At 55.6% G+C, this 21,503-nt stretch carries 22 protein-coding genes; 18 read left to right on the top strand and 4 right to left on the bottom strand.

The window, feature by feature from the left end:
- Positions 1-74 precede the first annotated feature (74 nt).
- From HGO37_RS09200 to HGO37_RS09190, 3 genes are all read left to right on the top strand, one after another.
- Complete coding sequence (locus tag HGO37_RS09200; RefSeq protein ID WP_250983042.1) at positions 75-353, top strand: hypothetical protein; 279 nt, start codon at positions 75-77, stop codon at positions 351-353.
- A gap of 27 nt (positions 354-380) precedes the next feature.
- Positions 381-1,580: a low temperature requirement protein A gene (locus HGO37_RS09195; protein ID WP_250983041.1), complete on the top strand. Its 1,200-nt coding sequence runs from the start codon at positions 381-383 to the stop codon at positions 1,578-1,580.
- Positions 1,581-1,654: 74 nt separating this feature from the next.
- A complete protein-coding gene (locus HGO37_RS09190) occupies positions 1,655-3,118 on the top strand; it encodes a protein adenylyltransferase SelO (RefSeq protein ID WP_285200494.1) in 1,464 nt (487 codons plus the stop codon).
- 53 nt (positions 3,119-3,171) lie between these two features.
- Here the strand turns inward: HGO37_RS09190 and HGO37_RS09185 are convergent, their stop codons facing one another.
- Positions 3,172-4,272: a saccharopine dehydrogenase family protein gene (locus tag HGO37_RS09185; RefSeq protein ID WP_250983040.1), complete on the bottom strand. Its 1,101-nt coding sequence runs from the start codon at positions 4,270-4,272 to the stop codon at positions 3,172-3,174.
- A gap of 124 nt (positions 4,273-4,396) precedes the next feature.
- Here HGO37_RS09185 and HGO37_RS09180 point away from each other — a divergent pair, with 124 nt between their 5' ends.
- Positions 4,397-4,828 (top strand): Lrp/AsnC family transcriptional regulator, encoded by a 432-nt coding sequence (locus tag HGO37_RS09180; RefSeq protein ID WP_192487324.1) that lies wholly within the window; start codon positions 4,397-4,399, stop codon positions 4,826-4,828.
- Positions 4,829-4,833: 5 nt separating this feature from the next.
- On the opposite strand, the gene HGO37_RS09175 is transcribed toward HGO37_RS09180, so the two are convergent.
- Positions 4,834-5,208, bottom strand: a complete 375-nt coding sequence (locus tag HGO37_RS09175; RefSeq protein ID WP_250983039.1) for a winged helix-turn-helix transcriptional regulator — start codon at positions 5,206-5,208, stop codon at positions 4,834-4,836.
- Positions 5,209-5,346: 138 nt separating this feature from the next.
- Between HGO37_RS09175 and HGO37_RS09170 the strand changes: the two genes are divergently transcribed.
- Entirely contained in the window at positions 5,347-6,186 is an 840-nt protein-coding gene (locus tag HGO37_RS09170; RefSeq protein ID WP_250983038.1) for an SDR family oxidoreductase, read from the top strand.
- A gap of 35 nt (positions 6,187-6,221) precedes the next feature.
- On the opposite strand, the gene HGO37_RS09165 is transcribed toward HGO37_RS09170, so the two are convergent.
- Positions 6,222-7,883, bottom strand: coding sequence for an alpha/beta hydrolase (locus tag HGO37_RS09165; protein WP_250983037.1), 1,662 nt, complete (start codon positions 7,881-7,883; stop codon positions 6,222-6,224).
- A gap of 177 nt (positions 7,884-8,060) precedes the next feature.
- On the opposite strand from HGO37_RS09165, the gene HGO37_RS09160 reads away from it, so the two are divergent.
- Both HGO37_RS09160 and HGO37_RS09155 read left to right on the top strand, forming a co-directional pair.
- Positions 8,061-8,441 carry a hypothetical protein gene (locus HGO37_RS09160; protein WP_250983036.1) on the top strand — a complete coding sequence of 127 codons (381 nt, stop codon included), beginning with the start codon at positions 8,061-8,063 and terminating at the stop codon, positions 8,439-8,441.
- A gap of 572 nt (positions 8,442-9,013) precedes the next feature.
- Positions 9,014-9,325 carry a Dabb family protein gene (locus HGO37_RS09155; RefSeq protein ID WP_250983035.1) on the top strand — a complete coding sequence of 104 codons (312 nt, stop codon included), beginning with the start codon at positions 9,014-9,016 and terminating at the stop codon, positions 9,323-9,325.
- Positions 9,326-9,407: 82 nt separating this feature from the next.
- On the opposite strand, the gene HGO37_RS09150 is transcribed toward HGO37_RS09155, so the two are convergent.
- A complete protein-coding gene (locus HGO37_RS09150; RefSeq protein ID WP_250983034.1) occupies positions 9,408-9,962 on the bottom strand; it encodes a putative quinol monooxygenase in 555 nt (184 codons plus the stop codon).
- A 283-nt stretch (positions 9,963-10,245) separates the two neighbouring features.
- Between HGO37_RS09150 and HGO37_RS09145 the strand changes: the two genes are divergently transcribed.
- The 11 genes from HGO37_RS09145 (at position 10,246) to HGO37_RS09095 (ending at position 21,451) form a co-directional block, all read left to right on the top strand.
- Entirely contained in the window at positions 10,246-10,500 is a 255-nt protein-coding gene (locus HGO37_RS09145; RefSeq protein WP_192487330.1) for a hypothetical protein, read from the top strand.
- Positions 10,501-10,575: 75 nt separating this feature from the next.
- A complete protein-coding gene (locus tag HGO37_RS09140; RefSeq protein WP_192487331.1) occupies positions 10,576-11,247 on the top strand; it encodes a response regulator transcription factor in 672 nt (223 codons plus the stop codon).
- The gene (locus HGO37_RS09135; RefSeq protein WP_250983033.1) at positions 11,237-12,637 is read left to right on the top strand and encodes an ATP-binding protein; all 1,401 of its coding nucleotides are present in this window, start codon (positions 11,237-11,239) and stop codon (positions 12,635-12,637) included. The genes HGO37_RS09140 and HGO37_RS09135 overlap by 11 nt, the downstream gene beginning before the upstream one ends.
- 215 nt (positions 12,638-12,852) lie before the next feature.
- Positions 12,853-13,281: an RT0821/Lpp0805 family surface protein gene (locus HGO37_RS09130; RefSeq protein ID WP_250983032.1), complete on the top strand. Its 429-nt coding sequence runs from the start codon at positions 12,853-12,855 to the stop codon at positions 13,279-13,281.
- Positions 13,282-13,404: 123 nt separating this feature from the next.
- On the top strand, positions 13,405-14,592 hold the full coding sequence (gene ccmI / locus HGO37_RS09125) for a c-type cytochrome biogenesis protein CcmI (protein ID WP_250983250.1): 1,188 nt from the start codon (positions 13,405-13,407) through the stop codon (positions 14,590-14,592).
- Positions 14,589-15,056 carry a cytochrome c maturation protein CcmE gene (ccmE, locus tag HGO37_RS09120; RefSeq protein WP_192487334.1) on the top strand — a complete coding sequence of 156 codons (468 nt, stop codon included), beginning with the start codon at positions 14,589-14,591 and terminating at the stop codon, positions 15,054-15,056. The genes ccmI and ccmE overlap by 4 nt, the downstream gene beginning before the upstream one ends.
- Entirely contained in the window at positions 15,053-17,044 is a 1,992-nt protein-coding gene (locus HGO37_RS09115) for a heme lyase CcmF/NrfE family subunit (protein WP_250983031.1), read from the top strand. The genes ccmE and HGO37_RS09115 overlap by 4 nt, the downstream gene beginning before the upstream one ends.
- Positions 17,041-17,502: a cytochrome c-type biogenesis protein gene (locus HGO37_RS09110; RefSeq protein WP_250983030.1), complete on the top strand. Its 462-nt coding sequence runs from the start codon at positions 17,041-17,043 to the stop codon at positions 17,500-17,502. The genes HGO37_RS09115 and HGO37_RS09110 overlap by 4 nt, the downstream gene beginning before the upstream one ends.
- Positions 17,503-17,649: 147 nt before the next feature.
- Entirely contained in the window at positions 17,650-19,212 is a 1,563-nt protein-coding gene (locus HGO37_RS09105) for a Do family serine endopeptidase (RefSeq protein ID WP_250983029.1), read from the top strand.
- 61 nt (positions 19,213-19,273) lie between these two features.
- Complete coding sequence (locus tag HGO37_RS09100) at positions 19,274-20,032, top strand: response regulator transcription factor (RefSeq protein WP_285200493.1); 759 nt, start codon at positions 19,274-19,276, stop codon at positions 20,030-20,032.
- A gap of 9 nt (positions 20,033-20,041) precedes the next feature.
- The gene (locus HGO37_RS09095) at positions 20,042-21,451 is read left to right on the top strand and encodes a sensor histidine kinase (protein ID WP_250983028.1); all 1,410 of its coding nucleotides are present in this window, start codon (positions 20,042-20,044) and stop codon (positions 21,449-21,451) included.
- Positions 21,452-21,503 lie beyond the last annotated feature (52 nt).

The following is a 21,503-nucleotide window of genomic DNA, read 5'->3' as shown; positions in this document are numbered from 1 at the left end:
ATCCCGGCGATGGAACAAAATTTTTCCTTTGCTGTTCTTCATGCGTGAAATCTCATCATGTGTGGAGAACAGATATGAATTGGCTGTCGATAAGTCTTGCGGCAATCACCCTCACAGCCACTTCACTTCCCGCTTTGTCTCAATCCATAAAAGCTGTCAGCCCACCGGCCCAGAAAAACCAAGCTGTGACCGCCGCTTCGGGTGAGGTCCATTACATCACCGATGTTGCAGGCAAGCGCGTTCGTCTTGTCGGCCCGCGTTTTTACACGGATCCAGCAAATGCCATGCAGTTTCCCGGCAGGGAAAACCCGACGCTGGAACGAAATGATCTGGCTGACGCAGCAGTGCAATAAACGACAGGCGGTATGCGGGGGCACATCATGAAAAAGACACAGGCGAAAGAGCCAGCAAAAGCTGGGCTTTTGAAACGTGATGATCAGGAAAGCGGCAAGGCGACATTCCCTGAATTGTTCTTTGATCTGGTGTTTGTATTTGCACTTATTCAGTTATCGCACACGCTAGCCGAAGATTTCGGCACGACCGCCCTCATTGAGGCGGCAATCCTTATCTTTGCTTTATGGTGGCTGTGGATCAACACCACCTGGCTGACCAACCTGCTGAACACTGAAAAGGAAGTGGTCAGGCTGTTGCTGTTTGCCATGATGTTTGGTGGCATACTGCTGGCCATTGCCATCCCAGAAGCCTTTGCCGAACAGGGCATGGTGTTTGCAGCCATCTACAGCGCCATTCAGATTGGCAGAACATGTTTTGCACTGTATGTGTTCAAAGGCGTTGATGACGAGAATTATCGCATCTTTGCGCGTATTGCGGTGTGGCTGGTGTTTTCAAGCCTGTTCTGGTTTGCTGGGGGACTAGCCGAACTACACCTGCGCATAGTGCTGTGGACGCTTGCCATTGTGGTAGAATATGCAGGACCACTGGTAAAATATTACGTACCGGGTCTTCAAACCGGTGGTGAAGAAAAGCTCGGGCTGTCGGGCGAACATCTGGCTGAACGCTGCGCCCTTTTCGTCATCATCTGCCTCGGCGAAACCATCCTGACGACCGGGCGCACCGCATCGGAGCATATGAATTCCAGTCTGACATTCCTGGTATTCTTCTGCGCCTTTTCCAGCACGGTGCTGATGTGGTGGATCTATTTTGATTATGCGCAGCAGCGGGTGTCCGAAAAGGTGGATGGCGCTGCCGAACCGGAAAAGATCGCCCAAAGCCTGTTTAATTACGGTCATTTGCCAATTGTCGCCGGCATCATATTGACGGCTGTGGGTGAAGATTTCAGCCTGTCGCATAGCCATGACGAAGCAACGTTGCGCCAAACACTGGCCATCATCGGTGGGCCGGTCCTGTTTCTGGCCGGAGCGATCGGCGTGAAAATAGCCTCGGCCCATATGCGCCCAGTGTCGCATTTTGTCGGCATTGCCATTTTGGTCGGATTGCTCTTTCTGCCGGGCCTGCCGCTTTATCTGTTGCAGATTGCCAGTGCCGCCGTGCTTTTGATGGTCGCCATATGGGAGTATCTGGTTGTTCGCCGGCGTGCAGTCACCGTTTCCGCTGCGTGACGCTGTGTGGATGAGATCCTCTCGCATCTTTGCCTGACAAGCCCCATATAGAGGCAAACGCAGGGAGTGAAACCTTGACCCAATTTGATAATTCATATGCCCGTTTGCCGGAACGGTTTACCGCAGCGGTCATGCCAACGCAGGTGAAAGCGCCGCAGCTTATTGCTTTCAACAAGCCACTCGCTGAGGAGCTGGGGCTTGATCTGGCCGATGCCGATGATGCCCGCCTGGCGCAGATTTTTTCCGGCAACACCATTCTACAAGGCTCCGAGCCTCTGGCCATGGCCTATGCTGGTCACCAGTTCGGCGGCTTCGTGCCGCAGCTTGGGGATGGTCGTGCAATCCTGTTGGGTGAGGTGGTCGACACCTCAGGCAAACGCCGCGACATCCAGCTGAAAGGGTCGGGTCGTACGCCGTTCTCTCGGCGAGGGGACGGGCGCGCGGCGCTCGGACCGGTGTTGCGAGAGTATATCGTATCAGAGGCCATGTATGCGCTTGGCATTCCCGCCACACGCGCACTTGCCGCTGTGACGACAGGCGAGCGGGTGCAGCGTGAAACAGGTCTGCCGGGCGGTGTCTTTACCCGCGTTGCCGCAAGCCATATCCGCGTCGGCACATTCCAGTTTTTTGCCGCCAGAGAAGACAATGAGGCCATCAAGGCATTGGCCGATCACGTTATCGATCGCCACTATCCAGACGCCAGACAGGCCGAAAACCCGTATCTTGCCATGCTGCAGGGCATTGCCGCACGCCAGCTTGAACTGATTGCACGCTGGCTGATGGTCGGTTTCATTCACGGCGTGATGAACACTGACAATATGGCAGTGTCAGGCGAAACCATCGACTTTGGCCCCTGTGCCTTTCTCGATGAATACCAGCCACTGAAGGTGTTTTCTTCCATCGATGCGCAGGGGCGTTACGCCTACAACAACCAGCCCGGCATCGCCCAGTGGAACATTGCCCGGCTGGCGGAGTGCCTGTTGCCGCTGTTGGATGAGAATGTCGAGAAAGCGGCCGAGATGGCCAATGGCGTGCTGGCAGATTTTGCCCAAACCTTCCCGCAGCGCTGGCTCAGCGGTTTCCGCCAGAAGGTTGGGTTGGACAATCAAGAGGATGATGACGAAGCGCTGGTGCAGGATTTGCTGGAGCAGATGAAGCTGGGCGAGGTTGATTTCACGCTCGCCTTTCGTCGGCTGTGCGATGCCGCCGAAGGTAATGTCGAACCATTCCGCAGCATGTTTATTGATCTGCATTCGATTGATACGTGGCTTGCGAGGTGGAAAGAGCGGGCAGGGCGCGAAGTTACGTCACCGCAAGAACGGGTGATCAATATGCGCGCCACCAACCCGGCAATCATTCCGCGCAACCATCGCATTGAGGAGCTGATTGCGGTGGCGGTTGAAGATGGTGACTTTGAACCCTTCCACGACATGCTGAAGGCAATTGCCAAGCCGTTTGAAGAACTGCCGGAATTTTCCGTCTACATGCAGCCCCCAATGGGACATGAGCGGGTGTTCAGGACATTCTGCGGGACTTAAGCCCAGCGCAAGCAGGCTGGGGGCGAGACGTGATCGCCCCCGAGTGTGGAGCTTTAGCCGACCTTCGCCAAACCGTCATGCGGCGCATAATAATGGCCGAAGCGATTGTTGAGGAATTTGGGCAGAGCAACTTCCTCCTGCTTCACGAAACCCTTCTGTGGCAGGGTGCCATCGGCCAGAAGGTCGAGCACCGTGCAGATGCCAGCGGCTGTGGTGACCTGGATCGCGCTCATCATGCGGCCGGATACGGCGCCAGCATAGACCTTGTTGGCATAGGTTTCCTGAAGGAAGCGGCCACCGCGCGTGCCGCAAACAGTCACGAACACAATCACAACATCCTGCATGGTGGCAGGCAGGGCATTTTCAAACAGGTCCTTCAGCACTTCGCGGCGGTTGCGTAGGTTCAGGTCGTTTAGCAGCGCCTTCATGATCGACACATGGCCGGGGTAACGGATGGTGCGGTAGTTCATGGTGCGCACCTTGCCTTCCAGCGTCGCCGCCAGTGTGCCAAGGCCACCCGAGGTATTGAACGCCTCATAGGTCACGCCATCCAGCGAAAACTCTTCGCGCTCTTCCAAAGCAGGAACGGCGGTCAAGCGACCTTCGACAATCGCTTCACACTGTTCGATATATTCGTTGATCAGGCCGTCGGTGCTCCAGGTCAGGTTATAGTTGAGCGCATTGGACGGATATTGCGGAAGGGCACCAACCCGCATGCGCACGCTATCCAGCTTGTCGAAGCGTGACGCGAGATCGGCAGCCACGATGGAGATGAAACCGGGTGCCAGCCCGCATTGCGGGATGAGCGCGGTGTTGGCGGTTTCCGCCAGTGCCTTGACCCGTCGGGTGGATTCAACGTCTTCAGTCAGATCGAGATAATGTGTGCCAACTGCAACCGCCGCTTCGGCGATACCTGAGGTCAGGTGAAACGGTGCGGCAGACAGCACCGCGAACTGGCCTTTGAGCAAGGCCTCAAGTTCCGGACGGTTGGTAATATCGACGACTTTGGTTTCAACCAGCTCATGAGCCGGCACATTGGCCAACTGTTCTGTAGAACGATCCGCAACGATAATCCGGTAATCACCTGTGGCTGCCAGCATCCATGAAATGGCAGAGCCAATATTTCCAGCGCCAACGACGACAATGTTTTTCATTTTTATTTCCCCACAGGATGATGCAATTTTTTAACAGAATGACGATTTTTCTTGTCGATTCGTAGCTGCATATGTTTCATATAGACCAAATAAATAACTCATAATGCCCATAGGATTGCGCAATATGACGGTGAGCGACAAGGATCGCGCTTTGCTGGCGCTGTTGAGTGAAAATGCCCGCATGCCGGTGACGGAACTAGCGCGCAAACTCGGCCTGTCACGCACCACGGTACAGGCCCGGATCGAGCGTCTGGAAGCAGATGGGGTGATTGCCGGTTACGGCCTTCGGCTGTCGGATGCCTATCGCAGCGGGCTGGTGCGGGCGCATGTGCTGATTACCATCGCGCCCAAATCCCTGCCGGCGGTGACGGCGGCACTCGCCGCGATCAGCGAAGTCACGACACTACACTCTGTCAGCGGCACCTTTGATCTGATTGCTATTCTGGCAGCGCCATCCATTGCCGACCTCGACAGCCTGATTGATCGCATCGGCGCAATCGATGGGGTCGAGCGAACTCTGTCGTCGATTATTCTGTCGACCCGTATTTCGCGCTGAACCGCTCAGTTTTTCTCGGCAGCATTTTCATCATAGGCTTTTTGCGCCGCAAGCACCGCTTCTATATTGCCCTCCGCCCAATGGGTCAGCGCCGCAACGGTTTCATTTAATGTCAGCCCAAGCGGTGTCAGTGAATATTCCACGGTCACCGGGACGGTGGGGAAGACCTCGCGGTTGATGAGGCCGTCACGCTCCAGCTTTTTCAATGTCTGTGACAGAACCTTCTGCGAAATGCCTTTGATGTCGCGTCGCAGATGGTTGAAGCGCACGGTCTTGGAGCGCAGCCGGTCCAGGATCAACAGCGCCCATTTGTCGGCCAGCCTGTCCAGCACCATCCGGGTGGGGCAGCGATCCTCGTAGACATCATAGACATGTTCCATCTCAACCCCGCTTTGGCATGGTCACCGGTTTCCTGACGGAAACCATGTGACTTTAAAGTGCTCTCTTTCGCTACCTTCGTGATGAAAGTATGTATCTCGAGCATACATAGTTTCTAACAGATACTAAGGGGTTTTGAAATGGCAGGCAAGGTTCTCGTATTGGGGGCAAATGGAAACGTCGGCAAACCGCTGGTCAAGCTGTTGCTCGAAAAGGGCGAAAGCGTGAAGGCCGCGTCCCGCTCCGGTAACGCTATTGATGGTGCGGAAGGCTTGCGGTTTGATTACGATGACGCGGCGACCTTCGGCCCGGCTTTCGAGGGCGTCGATCGCGCCTACATCATGCTGGCTGGCGGTTACGTCGATGCCAAGGGCAAGTTGCTGCCGGTGATTGAGGCTGCTATCAGCCGCAATGTCAAAATCGTCTTCCAGAGCGTGCTGGGTGTCGATGCCGATGACAGCATCCCTTACCGCCAAGTGGAACTGGTAATCATCAATTCAGGCGTGCCTTATGTCATCCTGCGGCCCAATTGGTTCTCGGACAATTTCCACACTTACTGGAAGGCAGGCATCGATCACGGTCAGGTCTCGGTTCCCGCTGATGATGGCAAGTCCAGTTTCATCGATGTGCGGGACATTGCCGCCAGTGCAGCCGCAGCACTCACAACAAGCAATTTTGATGGCAAGGCATTTAGCCTGACAGGGCCTAAAGCATTGGGGTACGCGGAAGCGATCGCGTTGATCTCCACGGCAACCGGCAAGCCTGTGACCTATTCGACCTTGAGTGACGAGGCCTTTATCAGCCTTTTGACCGGTGTTGGTGTACCGGAGGATTACGCAACATTCCTCACCTCGATCTTCTACCCGGTCCGTCAGGGTTGGACGTCAGGTGTGACCGGTGATGTTGAAACGCTGACCGGTAAACCCGCACGTTCGCTGGAAACCTACATCGCCGACAATCTTGCGACACTCAAGGCGTAAGTGAAGACCCTAGATAGGGCAGAGCTGTTTCTGCCCTATTCCGTCAGACTGCGCCGCTGGATGAAAAACGCCTTCAGCCGCTCCGTCTCTTCCGCGCTCCAGCCTTGTGGCTGCGTCACCTGTATCCAGGCGTCAATATAATGCTCCGGCGCATAAACGTGGCCATAACCCATCGGTGCCGTTGTTGCAGAGGCGACATCAAGTCCCAATTGCAGAAGTGTCACGACAGGGAACCAGCGCAGCGACAGCGACACATCCGGCCCTCGCGGCGTGTCCATCCATGCCGGACGGCGATAAAGCGCCGATGGCTCGAAGAAGGTAATCGGGTCGCTGGCATATTGCAGGTAGACAATGCGCATGGGTCCCCACGGCTTGTCTGGCATTTCCGCCGTGGTGGTCTGGTTGGCAAAGCGGATGACCGACGAATCCCGAAAGCGTGGCAACCATGCCGGCGAACCTGGTTCGCGGCCATTGGTCGCCATGCGCCATGTTGTGCTGGAAAAGGGTGGTCCGCTCCACAGGGCGCCGTCAAACGGATCGGCCAAAACATCATAAAGATCCGAAGACTTCTGGGAGTTCAGCGAACCAAGGCTCAACCCATGCAGGTAGAGTTTGGGGCGCTGGTCTTTTGGCAGCGTGGTCCAGTAACCATAGACCTCCTGAAACAGTGCCCGGCCGGTTTCGATGCCGTAATCCGGCTCTGTCAGCAGCGCCAGCCAGCTGGAGAGATAAGAGTATTGCACGGCGATGCTGGCCGTATCGCCATGGTGCAGATATTCCAGCGTGTCGACTGCCTCAGGGTCGATCCAGCCGGTGCCGGTCGGCACGATGATAGCGAGCATCGAGCGTTCAAAGCCGCCTTGGCGCTTCAATTCCTCCAGCGCCAGTTTTGCTCGCTCCTGCGGTGTCTCGGCTGAGTTCAGGCCGGTATAGACCCGGATGGGTTCCATCGCCGGTTTGGTGGTGAACGCTTCGATTTCTGCCTTCGAAGGGCCGGTTGCCACATATTCACGCCCGCGTCGGCCAAGCCCCTCCCAACTGACCAGCGATGCGCTGCTGCCGGTTTTGCTGGCATCGGTCGGCCGTGCAACATCTGGTTCCATCATCGAGTCGAACTGTTTGAGGGACGAGTCCATCGCTCTCAGGCCAATGTCGAAAATGATGCCGTTGACCACCATCCATGACAGCGACACGGCAACTGCGATGCCGACAACATTCGCCACCCGACGTGGCAAGAAACGGCCACTGCGTTGTGACGTAAACCGCAGGATGAACTGGAAAAGGCGACCGGCTGCAATCAGCACAATGCTGATCGCCGCAGCGATCAGGCCGGTTTTGGTTGGATGTGCGCTGTCAACGGGGTGTAGCTGCATCAATATACGAATGGAGTTCTGCCATTCGGCTGCCTGCCACAGGAAAAAGATCGCGGTGACCAGGCTCGCAAAAGAAATGAGGAACCGTATGCCGCGCGCCTGATGGCGGTTCGGTTCCGGCAATTGCAGGTAGGCCCACACCCAGTGCAGGAAGACACCGATCATGTAACCGGTGCTGAAGGCAAATCCACACAGTGCGCCCTGCATGACATAGGTCCGGGGCAGCAGGCTTGGCGTCAGCGACACGCAGAAAAACAGCGTGCCAATCAGAATGCCGGTGATTGAAAGAGAACGGAGACTATTCCTAAGGAATTGAAAATTCATGAGGGTTTCAAAATCCTGTTGGTCATTCCCGCAAGTCTATTACGGGTGTTTGGCTAAAGCCAACAGATAACTGTAATAATCAATAGCGGGCAGGAATGTGGTCCGGTGATTAAAGTCCTCACGTTCATACGCGCTTATGGTAAGACGGTTTTTCTGTTGAACTAGAGGAAACCGGTAATGGCCAAACGAACGTCACCTTGGGGTGGAAGTTATTCACACAAGATAAAGACCAACAAGCCGAAGAACGTCGGCGAGGCCGCTAACAATCGTCTGATGGCTATTGAGGCGATCGACCGCGGCATGTGTTTGTCGCTGACATATGAAGGCCTTCCCAGGGTTGTCGAAGTTCACACTGTCGGAACGACAACGGCGTTTCGGCCAGCGATGAGCGCTTGGCAAATAGATGGTGAAAGCAACACGCCACCCATTCCTGATTGGCGTTTATTTAGCTTCGATGAATGCTTTAACGTCGCGCTGACGAGCACCCCTTCAGAAGGCCCGCGCACCGGTTTTAGAAACGGTGCCAAACAATTCCGGAAAATCGACAGAGAGATTTGAAGTGTCGGTCCAACGTAACATGTTGCGTCACATGGGACAGGCACCCCAATAAAGTAAGGGGCACTACGTGCCCCCTACGAAAACTAAGAAAATATTACTTTTTGCTCGACGTTGCCGGCTTTTGCTTCGATCCCAGATCGCGCATCTGACGCCATTCATCTTCTAGACGCTGTGCAACATCATGGGGAATTGTCGATGTCATTGGCATTCCTCCTATTGGTCATGGCGGGGTGATGAACGTGAGGATTACTGTGATTGTTCCCGGCTTCAAGCAAAAAAATACTCCCGATCAGGCTTTGAGACATTAAAATCGATTAAGATTTTTTCAAATCGATTAGCATTTGATGAACGGCAATAATTGGCGTGCCGCTGAAAGGTGACGCCCTGTGTCATTGCGGGTCTTTCGAGGCAGGCCGTCCTTTTTCAGGACAGAAAATGCATTAAATCCTGAACTAAGAATCTGCCCCCAAATCTGCTGCGAGATTATTTCAGCCGAACCACGCGGATTGAACATACAACGCGCAGGTGATATCGCCGGGGCAGTTCAGACGAATATAAAGCAAGGTGCAGCCGTGATCCGTCACATCGTTTTTTTCACAGCCACAAAAGCAAATCGCGAAGCGGTCAGGGCAGGTCTGTCGATCCTCACGGCGATCCCGCACGCGTCCAAGCTGGAGATCGGCGAGAATGTGAAAAACGATCAGTGGGACAATGAGGTTGATTTTGTCGTCTACGGTGAGTTCGAAGACGAAGCAGCTCTTGCCGCCTACAAGGCCCACCCGGAATACAATCGCTCGACCTCCACGGTAAAGCCGCTGCGCGAAATCCGCATCGCTGCCGACTATGATAACGCCAAGGCTGTGACCAGCCCGATCGTCGATTGAGCTACTACCTATTAAAATGACAGGATTTGCAAACCGCCCGATAGAGATTTTAGGGCGGTTTTTTTACTCGCTGGCCATCATTCTAGGTGGCGGGATCGAAACCATTCATCAGGATGAAGGTACCTTCCTGCCGCTGGTGCTGATTGATCAGCGGCACCAGACGGGTGAAATGTTCGGTTGCACAATGTGCATCGAGTGCTGCCAGGTCTGGCCATTCCTCAACAAAAATGAAGTGGCCGGGATCTTTCCGATCAACAAAAAGTCCATAGGCGATGCAGAGTTTTTCCTGTTTGGTTTTCTCAACCAGGTCACGGTACAGCGGCATAACGATATCGACCGCCTCTGGCCTGATGAAATCCTGCGCAATGACTTTGAGCATAACCAATACCTCACGAAAACAAACCGCTAAGACCTTTTGCGGAATCAAATTCCGCCAAAGTTGAATCAGTGTGTGAAGTACCGGACTCATTGTGTGAAGGACAGCGCGCAAGAGATTCAAATGAATCATCAAATCAGATTTGATAAAGCGCAAAACACGGTCTTTCAGGCCAAGACTGGTGGTCCTGCCAGTAATGCCAATCTTAATTCGAAGAAATGAAATATGTCTGAACTTCCCGATCGAACCCGGCAACTGCAAGGGCGGCATCGATTGGTGGGATAGTAACAGTTTTCATCCGCAAAGGGGCTCGCCAACTCGCTCTTGTAGAATCACACTGTGGATATCCGCAGACAGCGTCTCCATGTACTTGGTAGTACGACTTCGTTTTACGGCAAAGTTTTTGCCATCAAGTCTTTGAAATGACAAAGCAGGGAAGGGCACTGTAAACCTTGTTTTCTTGAATTATGGCGTCATTCATTTGCCATTCAGACGTATTGCGCTACATATTCTCTACCGTGTTTTGTATTTGGAAGTTTGTGGAATGGCATCACCTCTGATCATAGCGACGCTTGCAGCCGGACTATCCGGCTTCATAGCGCCGGAGGCTGATATGCAGGACCGGGTGATATTGGCCGCTGTAGATTGCAGTGCTGCCGTCTCCCGTGTCATCCGCGAAACCGGCGGCCAGCTTCTTTCCGCCCAGCCGTCGGGGGACGGCCAGAGTTGCGTTGTGACTGTGCTGGTGCAGGGCGGCGGCGAGCGACCAAGAAAAGTCACGATGAGAGTTCCCATGTAACTGGAGTTGCTGGCGGCGGGGGTATATCCTCGCCAGCAACCGGGCGGTGGGTGAATTAGAGGGTTAAGGGCGGACATGCGCATTCTTGTGGTCGAGGACGACACAAATCTCAACCGACAGCTGACAGACGCGTTGAAGGAAGCAGGATACGTGGTCGACCAAGCCTTTGATGGCGAGGAAGGGCACTACCTCGGCGATACCGAGCCCTATGATGCTGTCGTGCTGGATATCGGCTTGCCACAGATGGATGGCATTACCGTTGTTGAAAAATGGCGTGGCAGTGGCAAGGGCATGCCGGTATTGATGCTGACGGCGCGTGATCGCTGGAGCGACAAGGTGGCCGGTATTGATGCCGGTGCCGACGACTACGTCACCAAGCCATTCCATGTCGAGGAAGTTCTTGCCCGTGTGCGCGCACTCATTCGCCGCGCCGCTGGCCATGCCTCTTCTGAAATCATCTGTGGTCCGGTTCGCCTCGATACCAAGACCTCCAAGGCTACTGTTAACGGCATCACGCTCAAGCTGACCTCACACGAATTCCGCTTGCTGTCCTACCTCATGCATCACATGGGTGAGGTCGTGTCCCGCACCGAACTGGTCGAACATATGTATGATCAGGATTTCGACCGTGACTCCAACACGATCGAAGTGTTTGTCGGTCGCTTGCGAAAGAAGATCGGCATCGATCTTATCGAGACCATTCGCGGTCTGGGTTACCGCATGCAAGCGCCTGAAAATGCAAAATAGCTCGCTAACTGCCCGCGTTCTGCTGCTAGCCTCTTTATGGTCAGCACTGGCGCTGGTGGTGATTGCTGTGACAATTTCCACATTGTACCGGCAGGGTGCTGAGCGCAGCTTCAGCGACCTTCTGCGTGCCCAGCTTTATAACGTCATCAACTCGGTCTCGATCAGCAATGAAAATACGCTGACCGGCAGCCCGCAGCTAGGCGACCTGCGCTTTGCCCAGCCTGATACCGGTTGGTACTGGGTGGTGGAACCGCTTGGAAACTTTACCGCCGCTCCCTTGGTGTCGTCATCGCTCGGTGTGGCAAGCCTGCCAGTTCCCGGCATTCTCGACGCTCCGTTCGACAGCCGTTATGAGCGGTTTTATCCCGTGGTCGATGAGGCCGGTAACCGTGTACTGGTTGCGGAAACGGAAGTGGTGTTGGATGGCGAGGGACGTGCTGCGCGGTTTCGCGTGACCGGCAACCTTGATGTCGTCGAAGATGATATCGCCAGCTTTTCCAACAGCCTTTACATCGCACTGGCCATTTTTGGTGTCGGTAGTCTTGCAGTGAATGGCTTTGCCATTCTGTTCGGCCTTCGTCCACTCGACCGGGCAAAGGTTGCGCTTGGAAAAGTGCGAAGTGGTGATGCCGAACGTCTCGAAGGAACCTTTCCGCGTGAAATTCAGCCGCTTGCCACGGAAATCAATGCGCTGATCGATAGCAACCGCAGACTTGTCGAGCGTGCACGTATGCAGGTGGGGAATCTGGCCCATTCGCTGAAAACCCCGATTGCCGTCCTGTTGAATGAAGCGCGGCTGCTGGATCATCAGCAGGGAGAACTTGTTCGCACACAGGCCGAGGCGATGCAGGCGCAGGTTCAATCCTATCTCAGCCGAGCGCGTATCGCTGCGCAGCGGGGTTCCATTCTGGCACGTGTCGAGGCAGAGCCTGCACTGGAGCGGCTGGTGCGTGTCATGCGCCGCCTCAACAGTGACAAGAATTTTACGCTGCAAGTTGCGCCATCCGGTCTGGTGCTGGCCATGGAGCAGCAGGATCTCGAAGAGGTGGTTGGCAACCTGCTGGAAAATGCGGCACGGTTTGCCGCCTCTAACGTCAATCTGACGCTGGAAGTTTCCACGCAGGCCCCGTCAGATCCCGAAGATGCCCGCCGAACCTGGGTGAACCTTGTTGTTGAGGATGATGGCCCGGGTCTGGAGCCTGAGCAGATCAGTGAAGCGCTGAAACGTGGCAAACGTCTGGATGAAAGCAAGCCCGGAACGGGCCTTGGCCTGTCCATCGTCAGCGAGGTTGCCTCGGAATATCATGGCACATTCAAGCTGTCGCGCAGCGCACTCGGCGGCCTCAAGGCTGAGCTGTTGTTGCCGGGCCTTTCGAAAGAACATGGATGACAGTGCAGGCTATTCAAAAAACGACATCGGAAAACCGTGCAGCTTTCGTGGAGCGTGATGGAACGGCTGACGGCAAAGAGTCACTAAAACGCACCATGTCTTTGTTTTTACGTGTATCCCGAAGTAAAACTGCTTCACTCTTTTTCTGGAAGTGTTCTAGAATAGCGACAAGCGTATTCGTGGCCGGTGAAAACAGAAAAACAAGATTTGGTAAGATGATCAATCTCGCAATGCGTTCGGCAGTCGTATCGGCTGTATCCCTGTCTGTTTTGAGTGCCTGCACAACGACCAACCGTGCAGCGGGCACCGGTGGTTTGCTGTCGCGCAGCTCCACCACCTCGACATCTTATATCGCCAGCCTGCAGGGGGGCATCATCGCGCGCAGCGGTTTGAAGTTTGAACGCAATGACCTGCAGCGCGCATTGGAAGCCGAATACAAGGCACTTGAGGCAGCCCCCGGTGGCCAGCCCGTGACCTGGAGCGGCGACGACGGCAAAGGTCAGGTTGTTGCTGCAGCCCCTTATCAGGTCGGCGGACAGAATTGCCGCCAGTATACCCACACCATCACTGCGGATAGCCGCGAAACGAAAGTGCGCGGAACAGCGTGCCGAAATGCGGACGGATCCTGGACGCCTTTGACATAAGTCATGGCAAGAGGGTGTTTTTAGCCCCATGAAAGATACGCAAGGTTGCGGCACATTGCCTCAAATTTGCGTTATTGCGGGCCTGCTTGTTTCAAAAGGGACCGCCTTCGAGTAATGGGCATTATGTTCTGGATTATCGTCGCCATACTGACGGCAGCCGTGGCTGTTGTCCTCATGTACCCCCTGATGCGCAAGGCCGAAGTGCTGGAGGCAACAGAGAGCGGTGAAGTTGCCGTTTACAAGGACCAAATCGCGGAACTTGAACGCGAGCGTAAAGGCGGCCTGATAAGCGATTCCGAAGCGGAATATGCGCGTGCGGAAATCGGCCGGCGGCTTCTGGCTGCTGATGCAAAAAGTTCCACGGAAGCGAACAAGCCTGCCCGCGTGCAAAGCAGCCACAAGTTTGCGTCTGCATTTGTCACTGTGCTGCTGCCTGCCTTTGGTCTCTGTCTTTACTTGCTGACCGGCAGTCCGGAAAAACCGGACATGCCGCTAGAGGCACGTCTTGCAAACCCAGGCAATAACATGTCGCTGCTGATCGCCAAGGCCGAACGTCATCTGGCGGAAAACCCTGAGGATGGCGCAGGTTGGGACATTCTGGCACCGATCTACTTCCGCACCATGCGTTTGGGTGATGCCGAGCTTGCCTACCGCAACGCCATCCGTATCCAGGGGCCAAGCTCAGACCGCCTGATTGGTCTTGGAGAAACGCTGGTGGCGGCAAATGACGGTATCGTCACCGAAGATGCACGCTCAGCCTTTGAAGAAGGCCTTCGCCTTGACGCCACCAATCCGCGCGCCCGTTTTTATGTTGGCCTTGCCTATGAGCAGGCGGGCAGAAAAGAGGAGGCACTGGCCGCCTTTGAGGGACTGGTGAAGGATTCCAAATCGGATTCGCCGTGGCTGCCACTGGTCAATGAGCATATCGCAGCATTGAAACAGGAAAACGGACCGACTGTCGACAGGGCGCAAACCCAGACACAAGGTCAGGCACAATCACAGGGTAGTAAGCAGCTTGGCAATCCGAGCGCTGAAGATATCGCCAATGCGCAAGGCATGAATACCGAAGACCGTCAGGCGATGATCCTCGGTATGGTGGAAAGCCTTGATGCACGCCTGCAGGAAAATCCTGACAACTTTGAGGGCTGGATGCGTCTGGTCCGTTCCTATGCCATGCTCAAGAACGAGACCAAGGCACAGGAAGCTCTGAAAACCGGCCTGAAATCATTCCCCGCACAGGGCGAACAGGGAAAACAGCTGGTTGCTTTGGCAAAAGAGCTGGGACTGTCGCTTGAAGGAGTTTCGCAATGACACGCAAGCAGAAACGCCTGACGATCATTGGCGGTGGGGTCAGTTTTATCATTGCCGCAGTTCTGCTGGTCATGTTCGCCTTCGGGCAGGCCGTTGCCTATTTTTACATGCCGTCTGATCTGGCCAAGACCACCGTTGAGCCGGGCACTCGCATTCGTCTCGGCGGGCTGGTGGGTGAAAACTCCGTCAAGCGCGGCGAGGGCACGACGATCAGCTTCAACGTTACCGATGGCTCGGCAACCGTACCGGTAACCTATACCGGTATTCTTCCAGATCTTTTCCGCGAGGGACAAGGCGTTGTCACCGAAGGCTCGTTTGATGCGGCAAGCCACATGTTCGTGGCCGATAGTGTTTTGGCCAAACATGATGAAAACTACATGCCCAAGGAAGTTGCCGACGGTCTGAAAAAACAGGGTCTGTGGCAGCATGGTGAGGAAGAAGCCGCAAGTGGAGCAAAGCAATGATTACCGAGGTCGGCCACTATTCGCTGGTGCTTGCATTGGCTGTTGCCTTGATCGTGTCGATCCTGCCGGTGATTGGCGCGCGTCGTAACGACGTGGCACTGATGGATATCGGAAGCCTCGGCTCCATCATGTTGTTCCTGCTGGTCAGCCTTTCTTTTGCAGCGCTCACCAGAGCCTATGCGGTGTCCGACTTCTCGGTCGCCAATGTCTACCAGAACTCGCATTCGATGATGCCAATGCTCTACAAGCTCACTGGCGTTTGGGGCAACCATGAAGGCTCGATGATGCTGTGGTTGCTGATTATCACCTTCTTCAGCGCGCTGGTCGCCATTTACGGCCGCAATCTGCCGGATACGCTCAAGGCCAACGTGCTGGCAGTTCAGGCGTGGATTACTCTCGCTTTCCTGCTGTTCATTCTGCTGACTTCGAACCCGTTCGAACGGCTTGATCCGGCGCCAGCCGAGGGACAGGACCTCAATCCGATCCTGCAGGATTTCGGTCTGGCGATCCATCCGCCGCTTCTCTATCTCGGGTATGTCGGCTTTTCCGTCTGTTTCTCCTTTGCTGTAGCTGCCTTGTTGGACGGTCGCATCGACGCCGCCTGGGCGCGCTGGGTGCGTCCATGGACGCTGGCCGCATGGACCTTTCTGACGGCAGGTATTTCCATGGGCTCTTACTGGGCCTATTACGAGCTCGGATGGGGCGGCTGGTGGTTCTGGGACCCGGTTGAAAACGCGTCCTTCATGCCATGGCTTGCGGGTACGGCACTGCTGCATTCTGCAATCGTCATGGAGAAACGCGAAGCGTTGAAAATCTGGACGGTGCTCCTTGCCATCATGACCTTCTCGCTATCGCTGCTGGGGACCTTCCTGGTGCGTTCCGGCGTGTTGACCTCGGTCCACGCCTTCGCGACCGATCCAAGCCGCGGTATCTTCATCTTGGGCATTCTGACCGTGTTTATCGGTGGTGCGTTTGCACTGTTTGCCTGGCGGGCACCGATGCTGAAGGCGGGTGGCATGTTCGCGCCGATTTCGCGCGAAGGTGCGCTTGTCCTCAACAACCTTGTCCTGACGGTTGCCACCGCAACGGTTTTGACCGGCACGCTTTATCCGCTGGTTCTGGAAACCTTGACCGGCGAAAAGATTTCGGTCGGTGCTCCATTCTTCAATCTGACCTTCGGCCTTCTGATGGTGCCGATCCTCATCATCACACCATTTGGGCCGTTGCTGGCCTGGAAACGTGGTGATGCGCTGGGTGCCCTGCAGCGGCTCTATGTTGCAGCCTCACTTGCTTTCTTGGCCGGTCTTGTTCTGTGGTACGTGGAAAATGGCGGCCCAGTCATGGCGGCGCTGGGTATTGCCGCCGGTTTCTTCCTGATCATCGGTGCGTTTACCGACCTCTGGTACCGGGCCAACTTTGGCAAGCTGGCTTTCGGCATTGCTTTCCGCCGTCTGAAAGGTTTGCCACGCTCCGCATTCGGTACGGCTCTTGCCCATATGGGCCTCGGCATCACGGTTCTCGGCATCGTCATCGTGACCACCTACGAAACCGAACATGTGCTGGAAATGAAACCTGGCATGGTCACCGAAGCGGGTGGGTACACGCTGGTATTTGATGGCATGCGCAGTGCTGCCGGCCCGAACTTTACAGAGGATCGTGGCCACTTCAACATTTTGAAGGGCGGTGTGATGGTTGCCGATGTCTGGTCGTCCAAGCGGCTTTACACCGCACGGCGTATGCCAACCACTGAAGCGGGCATTCTGACCTTCGGCCTCAGCCAGCTTTACGTCTCGCTTGGTGATCTCACCGAAAATGGTGGCATTGTCGTGCGTGTCTGGTGGAAACCATTCATTCTGTGCATCTGGGGCGGTACGCTGTTCATGATGGCTGGCGGCTTCATGTCTCTGAGCGATCGCAGGCTGCGGGTGGGGGCGCCTACGCGCAAGGTCAAACCAGTCAAGACACCAGCACTGGAGGCGGCTGAATGATCCGCAGTCTCGTCGTCGCCGTGCTTCTTCTGTTTTCGACAGTCCCTGCCATGGCGGTTCTGCCGGATGAGATCTTGAGCGATCCTGTTCTGGAAGAGCGCGCACGAAATCTGTCGGCGCAATTGCGCTGTATGGTGTGCCAGAATCAGTCTATCGATGATTCCAACGCAGAACTGGCCCGCGATCTGCGCGTGCTGGTGCGGGAACGTCTGGTCAGCGGCGACAGCGATCAGGACGTGATCGCTTATGTTGTGTCCCGTTACGGCGAATTCGTGCTTCTCAAGCCACGTTTCAGCGCTCGTACCGTGTTGTTGTGGGGCGCACCTATCCTGTTGACGCTGGCTGGCGTCACATCGCTGCTGGTTTTTGCCAGACGGCGTAACACACTGCCCACACAGCAGAAATTGTCTTCTGACGAGGAAGCGAAAATCCGCTCACTGCTGGAAAAACAGGACTGACCCTTTTCCTGAAAGACCGGCCAGCACCAACATTACCGATTTTTCATGCAGCAGACACCTGATTGTAAGGTGAGAGCTCCTATATCTTCATCATCCACCGCTTCCCGCTAACGGGCTCCAGTTTGAATGATGAAAGAAGGTACCTCCATGCTGAAGAATTTAACCGGACGCATTTCCGTAAACACCGCGCTCAAGACATCAACTGTTGCGGGTCTGGCTGCCGTGATGCTGGCCACCGGTCTCCCACTCCATGTTGGTCAGTCCTTGGCTGCCCCTGTCGAGGTTAACGCGCCGCAGGTTGCAAGCTTTGCAAACGTGGTTGATGCCGTTTCCCCGGCCGTTGTTTCGGTGCGTGTACAGACCAATGTCCAGCCAGCCTCTGACGACAACAGCAACTTTTCCTTCAACTTTGGCGGTCGTGGCCTCGACCAGCTTCCGGACGACCACCCGTTGAAGCGTTTCTTCCGTGAATTCGGCGGCCCGACACCCGGTGATCGCGATCATGCAGACCGCGCGCCGAACCGCCGCGGACCTGGCAAGGGTGCACTTCGCCCAACATCGCAGGGCTCCGGCTTCTTCATCTCTGAGGATGGTTACATCGTCACCAACAACCACGTTGTCGATGATGGCGCTGCCTTCACCGTCGTAATGAACGATGGCACCGAATATGATGCCAAGCTGGTCGGCAAGGACAGCCGTACCGATCTGGCCGTGCTGAAGGTCGATGTGAACCGCAAGTTCACCTATGTACAGTTTGCCGATGACAGCAAGGTGCGCGTTGGTGACTGGGTTGTCGCCGTTGGTAACCCGTTCGGCCTCGGCGGTACGGTCACCTCGGGCATCATCTCTGCCCGCGGCCGTGACATCGGTTCTGGCCCATACGACGACTACCTGCAGATCGACGCTGCGGTTAACCGCGGTAACTCCGGTGGTCCTGCCTTCAACCTCAATGGTCAAGTTGTCGGTATCAACACCGCGATCTTTTCGCCATCCGGCGGTAACGTCGGTATTGCCTTCGCTATTCCGGCAGCCGTCGCCAAAGACGTCGTTGCTGACCTGATGAAGGACGGCAAGGTAGAGCGCGGTTGGCTCGGCGTTCAGATCCAGCCGGTCAGCAAAGACATTGCGGAATCGCTTGGTCTGTCCGAAGCAAGTGGTGCTCTGGTCGTTGCACCACAGGCCGGCTCGCCTGGCGACAAGGCTGGCATCAAGCAGGGTGACATCATCACTGCCGTCAATGGCGACACCATCAAGGACGCCCGTGATCTCTCCCGCAAGATTGGTGCATTGGCGCCAAACACCAAGGTTGAAATCTCCCTGTGGCGCGACGGCAAGTCTCAGCCCGTCACCGTAACACTGGGTGACCTTTCCAGCGATGAGGCTTCCCCGACAACGCCAAGCACCTCGCAGGGCAATGAACAGCAGCCATCCAGCGAAAAGGCGCTTGCAAGTCTTGGTGTGACGGTCGCTCCGGCTGAAGATGGCAAGGGACTGAGCATCACGGACGTTGATCCGGATTCCGATGCCGCAACCCGTGGCCTCAAGACCGGTGAAACGATCACCTCCGTCAACAACCAGCAGGTCAACTCTGCGGCTGATGTGGAAAAAATCCTTGAACAGGCCAAAAAAGACGGCCGTTCCAAGGCTCTGTTCCAGATCCAGACCGAAAACGGCAGCCGTTTCGTCGCTCTCGATATCGATGCTGGCTAAGCCCGTTTGAACATGTGCCGGGGCGTTCATGCCCCGGCATTTCCTTTTCAGGAGGTTTCTTATGGATATCAAGCTTCAGGATGCCACTGCCTCAACTGTTTCCAGTTGTGCGGAAAAGGCGGACGGCGCTAATGTGCCGCACATGAAGATTCTTGTTATTGAAGACGACCTTGAAGCTGCGGCCTACATGACCAAGGCGTTCCGCGAAGCCGGGATTGTGGCCGACCATGCCAGTGATGGCGAAAGCGGCCTGTTCATGGGCTGCGAGAATACCTATGACGTTATGGTCATTGACCGTATGTTGCCGCGCCGTGATGGCCTGTCGGTTATCAGCGAGCTGCGCCGTCGGGGCATTGAAACACCGGTTCTTATTCTTTCGGCTCTCGGCCAGGTCGATGACCGTGTCACGGGCCTGCGTGCCGGCGGCGACGACTACCTGCCAAAGCCTTATGCATTTAGCGAATTATTGGCCCGTATCGAAGTGCTTGGGCGCCGCAAGGGCAAGCCAGAACAGGATATGGTATATCGTGTCGGTGATCTGGAACTCGATCGCCTGTCCCATGACGTACGCCGCAACGGCAAGGAAATCCTGTTGCAGCCCCGTGAATTCCGGCTGCTTGAATATCTGATGAAGAATGCCGGTCAGGTCGTCACCAGAACCATGCTTCTGGAAAACGTCTGGGACTATCATTTCGACCCGCAGACCAATGTGATCGATGTGCACGTATCCCGCCTGCGCTCCAAGATCGAAAAGGACTTCGAGAAGCCTCTGCTGAAAACCATTCGCGGTGCGGGTTACATGATTAAAGACGAAGGGTAAGCCCGCATTATGGCTGGTTTCTGGCTTCTTCAGAGATCGACGGCGGTTCGTCTTTCTGCGCTTTACATTCTTCTTGTTGCCCTGTGCGCGGCATTTCTTGTTTTCTACGTTACGGCCTTATCCGAACGTCTGCTGAACCAGCAGACGCGCGATTCACTGGTGCAGGAAGTGCTTGAGGTCCAGCGCGCCTATGAGCGCGGTGGTATCAACCCCATGCTGCGCATGCTAGAACGGCGTGCGCGCCAACCGGGCGCCAATCTCTACGTGATCGCCGGCCCCAATGGCGAAATCCTCGCAGGCAACGTTGCCTCTGTACAGCCTGGTATCTTCGACAAGGAAGGCTGGACCGGATTTCCGTTTCGCTACCAGCGTTATTCGGAAACTGGCGATAGCGTAAAACATCTGGCCGCTGGCCACGTATTTTTCCTTGATAACAGCATGCGGATCCTGATCGGCCGCGATCTGGGTGAACCCACCAAGCTGCGTCTGCTGGTTCGCAACGCACTAATGGTGGCACTTGCCATCATGGGTATTGGTGCTCTGGTCATCTGGTTTGCCATCGGGCGCAACGCGTTGAAGCGTATCGACCGCATGTCCGCCGCCAGCAAGAAGATCATGGCGGGTGATCTGTCACAGCGCCTGCCGGAGGGGCGCTCCGGTGATGAATTTGACCGGCTGTCCAGTTCGCTCAACGCCATGCTTGGACGCATTGAAAAGCTCAATGAAGGCCTGCGCCAGGTCTCTGACAATATCGCCCATGACCTGAAGACACCGCTGACGCGCCTGCGCAACAAGGCGGCTGACGCGCTCGGCAGCCCGGATGACGATAGTCGCAAGATTGCGCTGGAAGGTATTATCGGGGAGTCCGATCAGCTGATCCGCACCTTCAATGCACTGCTGATGATCTCTCGTGTTGAAGCTGGCTCAATCGCCGCCGAAATGACGGAAGTGGATATTTCCGCCATCGCCGCTGATAGCGCCGAACTCTATGAGCCTGTTGCGGAAGAGGTCGGGCTGACGTTGATTGCAGAGGTAGAGCAGGGCATCTCGCTGAATGGCAATCGCGAACTCATCGGGCAGGCTTTGACTAACCTGATAGACAACGCCATCAAATATTCCTCGGAAAGCGATGGCGAAAAACGCATTCGTGTCAGCCTAGCCAGAAAAGACCAGAAGATTGTTCTCTCCGTCAGCGACGACGGGCCCGGTGTTCCCGCCGACAAGCGTGGTGAGGTGAAAAAGCGCTTCGTACGTCTGGATGAAAGCCGTTCCAAGCCCGGCACTGGCCTTGGCCTCTCGCTGGTGGAAGCGGTAATGGAACTGCATGGCGGCACGTTGGAACTGTCCGATACCAATCCTCTCGGTGCGGCATGTCCGGGGCTGACTGTTTCGATGGTCTTTCCCGTTTCAAATCCCTAAACTCCCGCCATTGAACGATACGAAGCCGATTCCATTTGCGTGGGACCGGCCG

The sequence above is a fragment of the Rhizobium sp. CG4 genome, assembly GCF_023701965.1.
Taxonomy (GTDB): Bacteria; Pseudomonadota; Alphaproteobacteria; order Rhizobiales; family Rhizobiaceae; genus Agrobacterium.
Note: the sequence above shows the minus strand (reverse complement) of the source record. Positions and strands in the feature narration are given on the sequence as shown.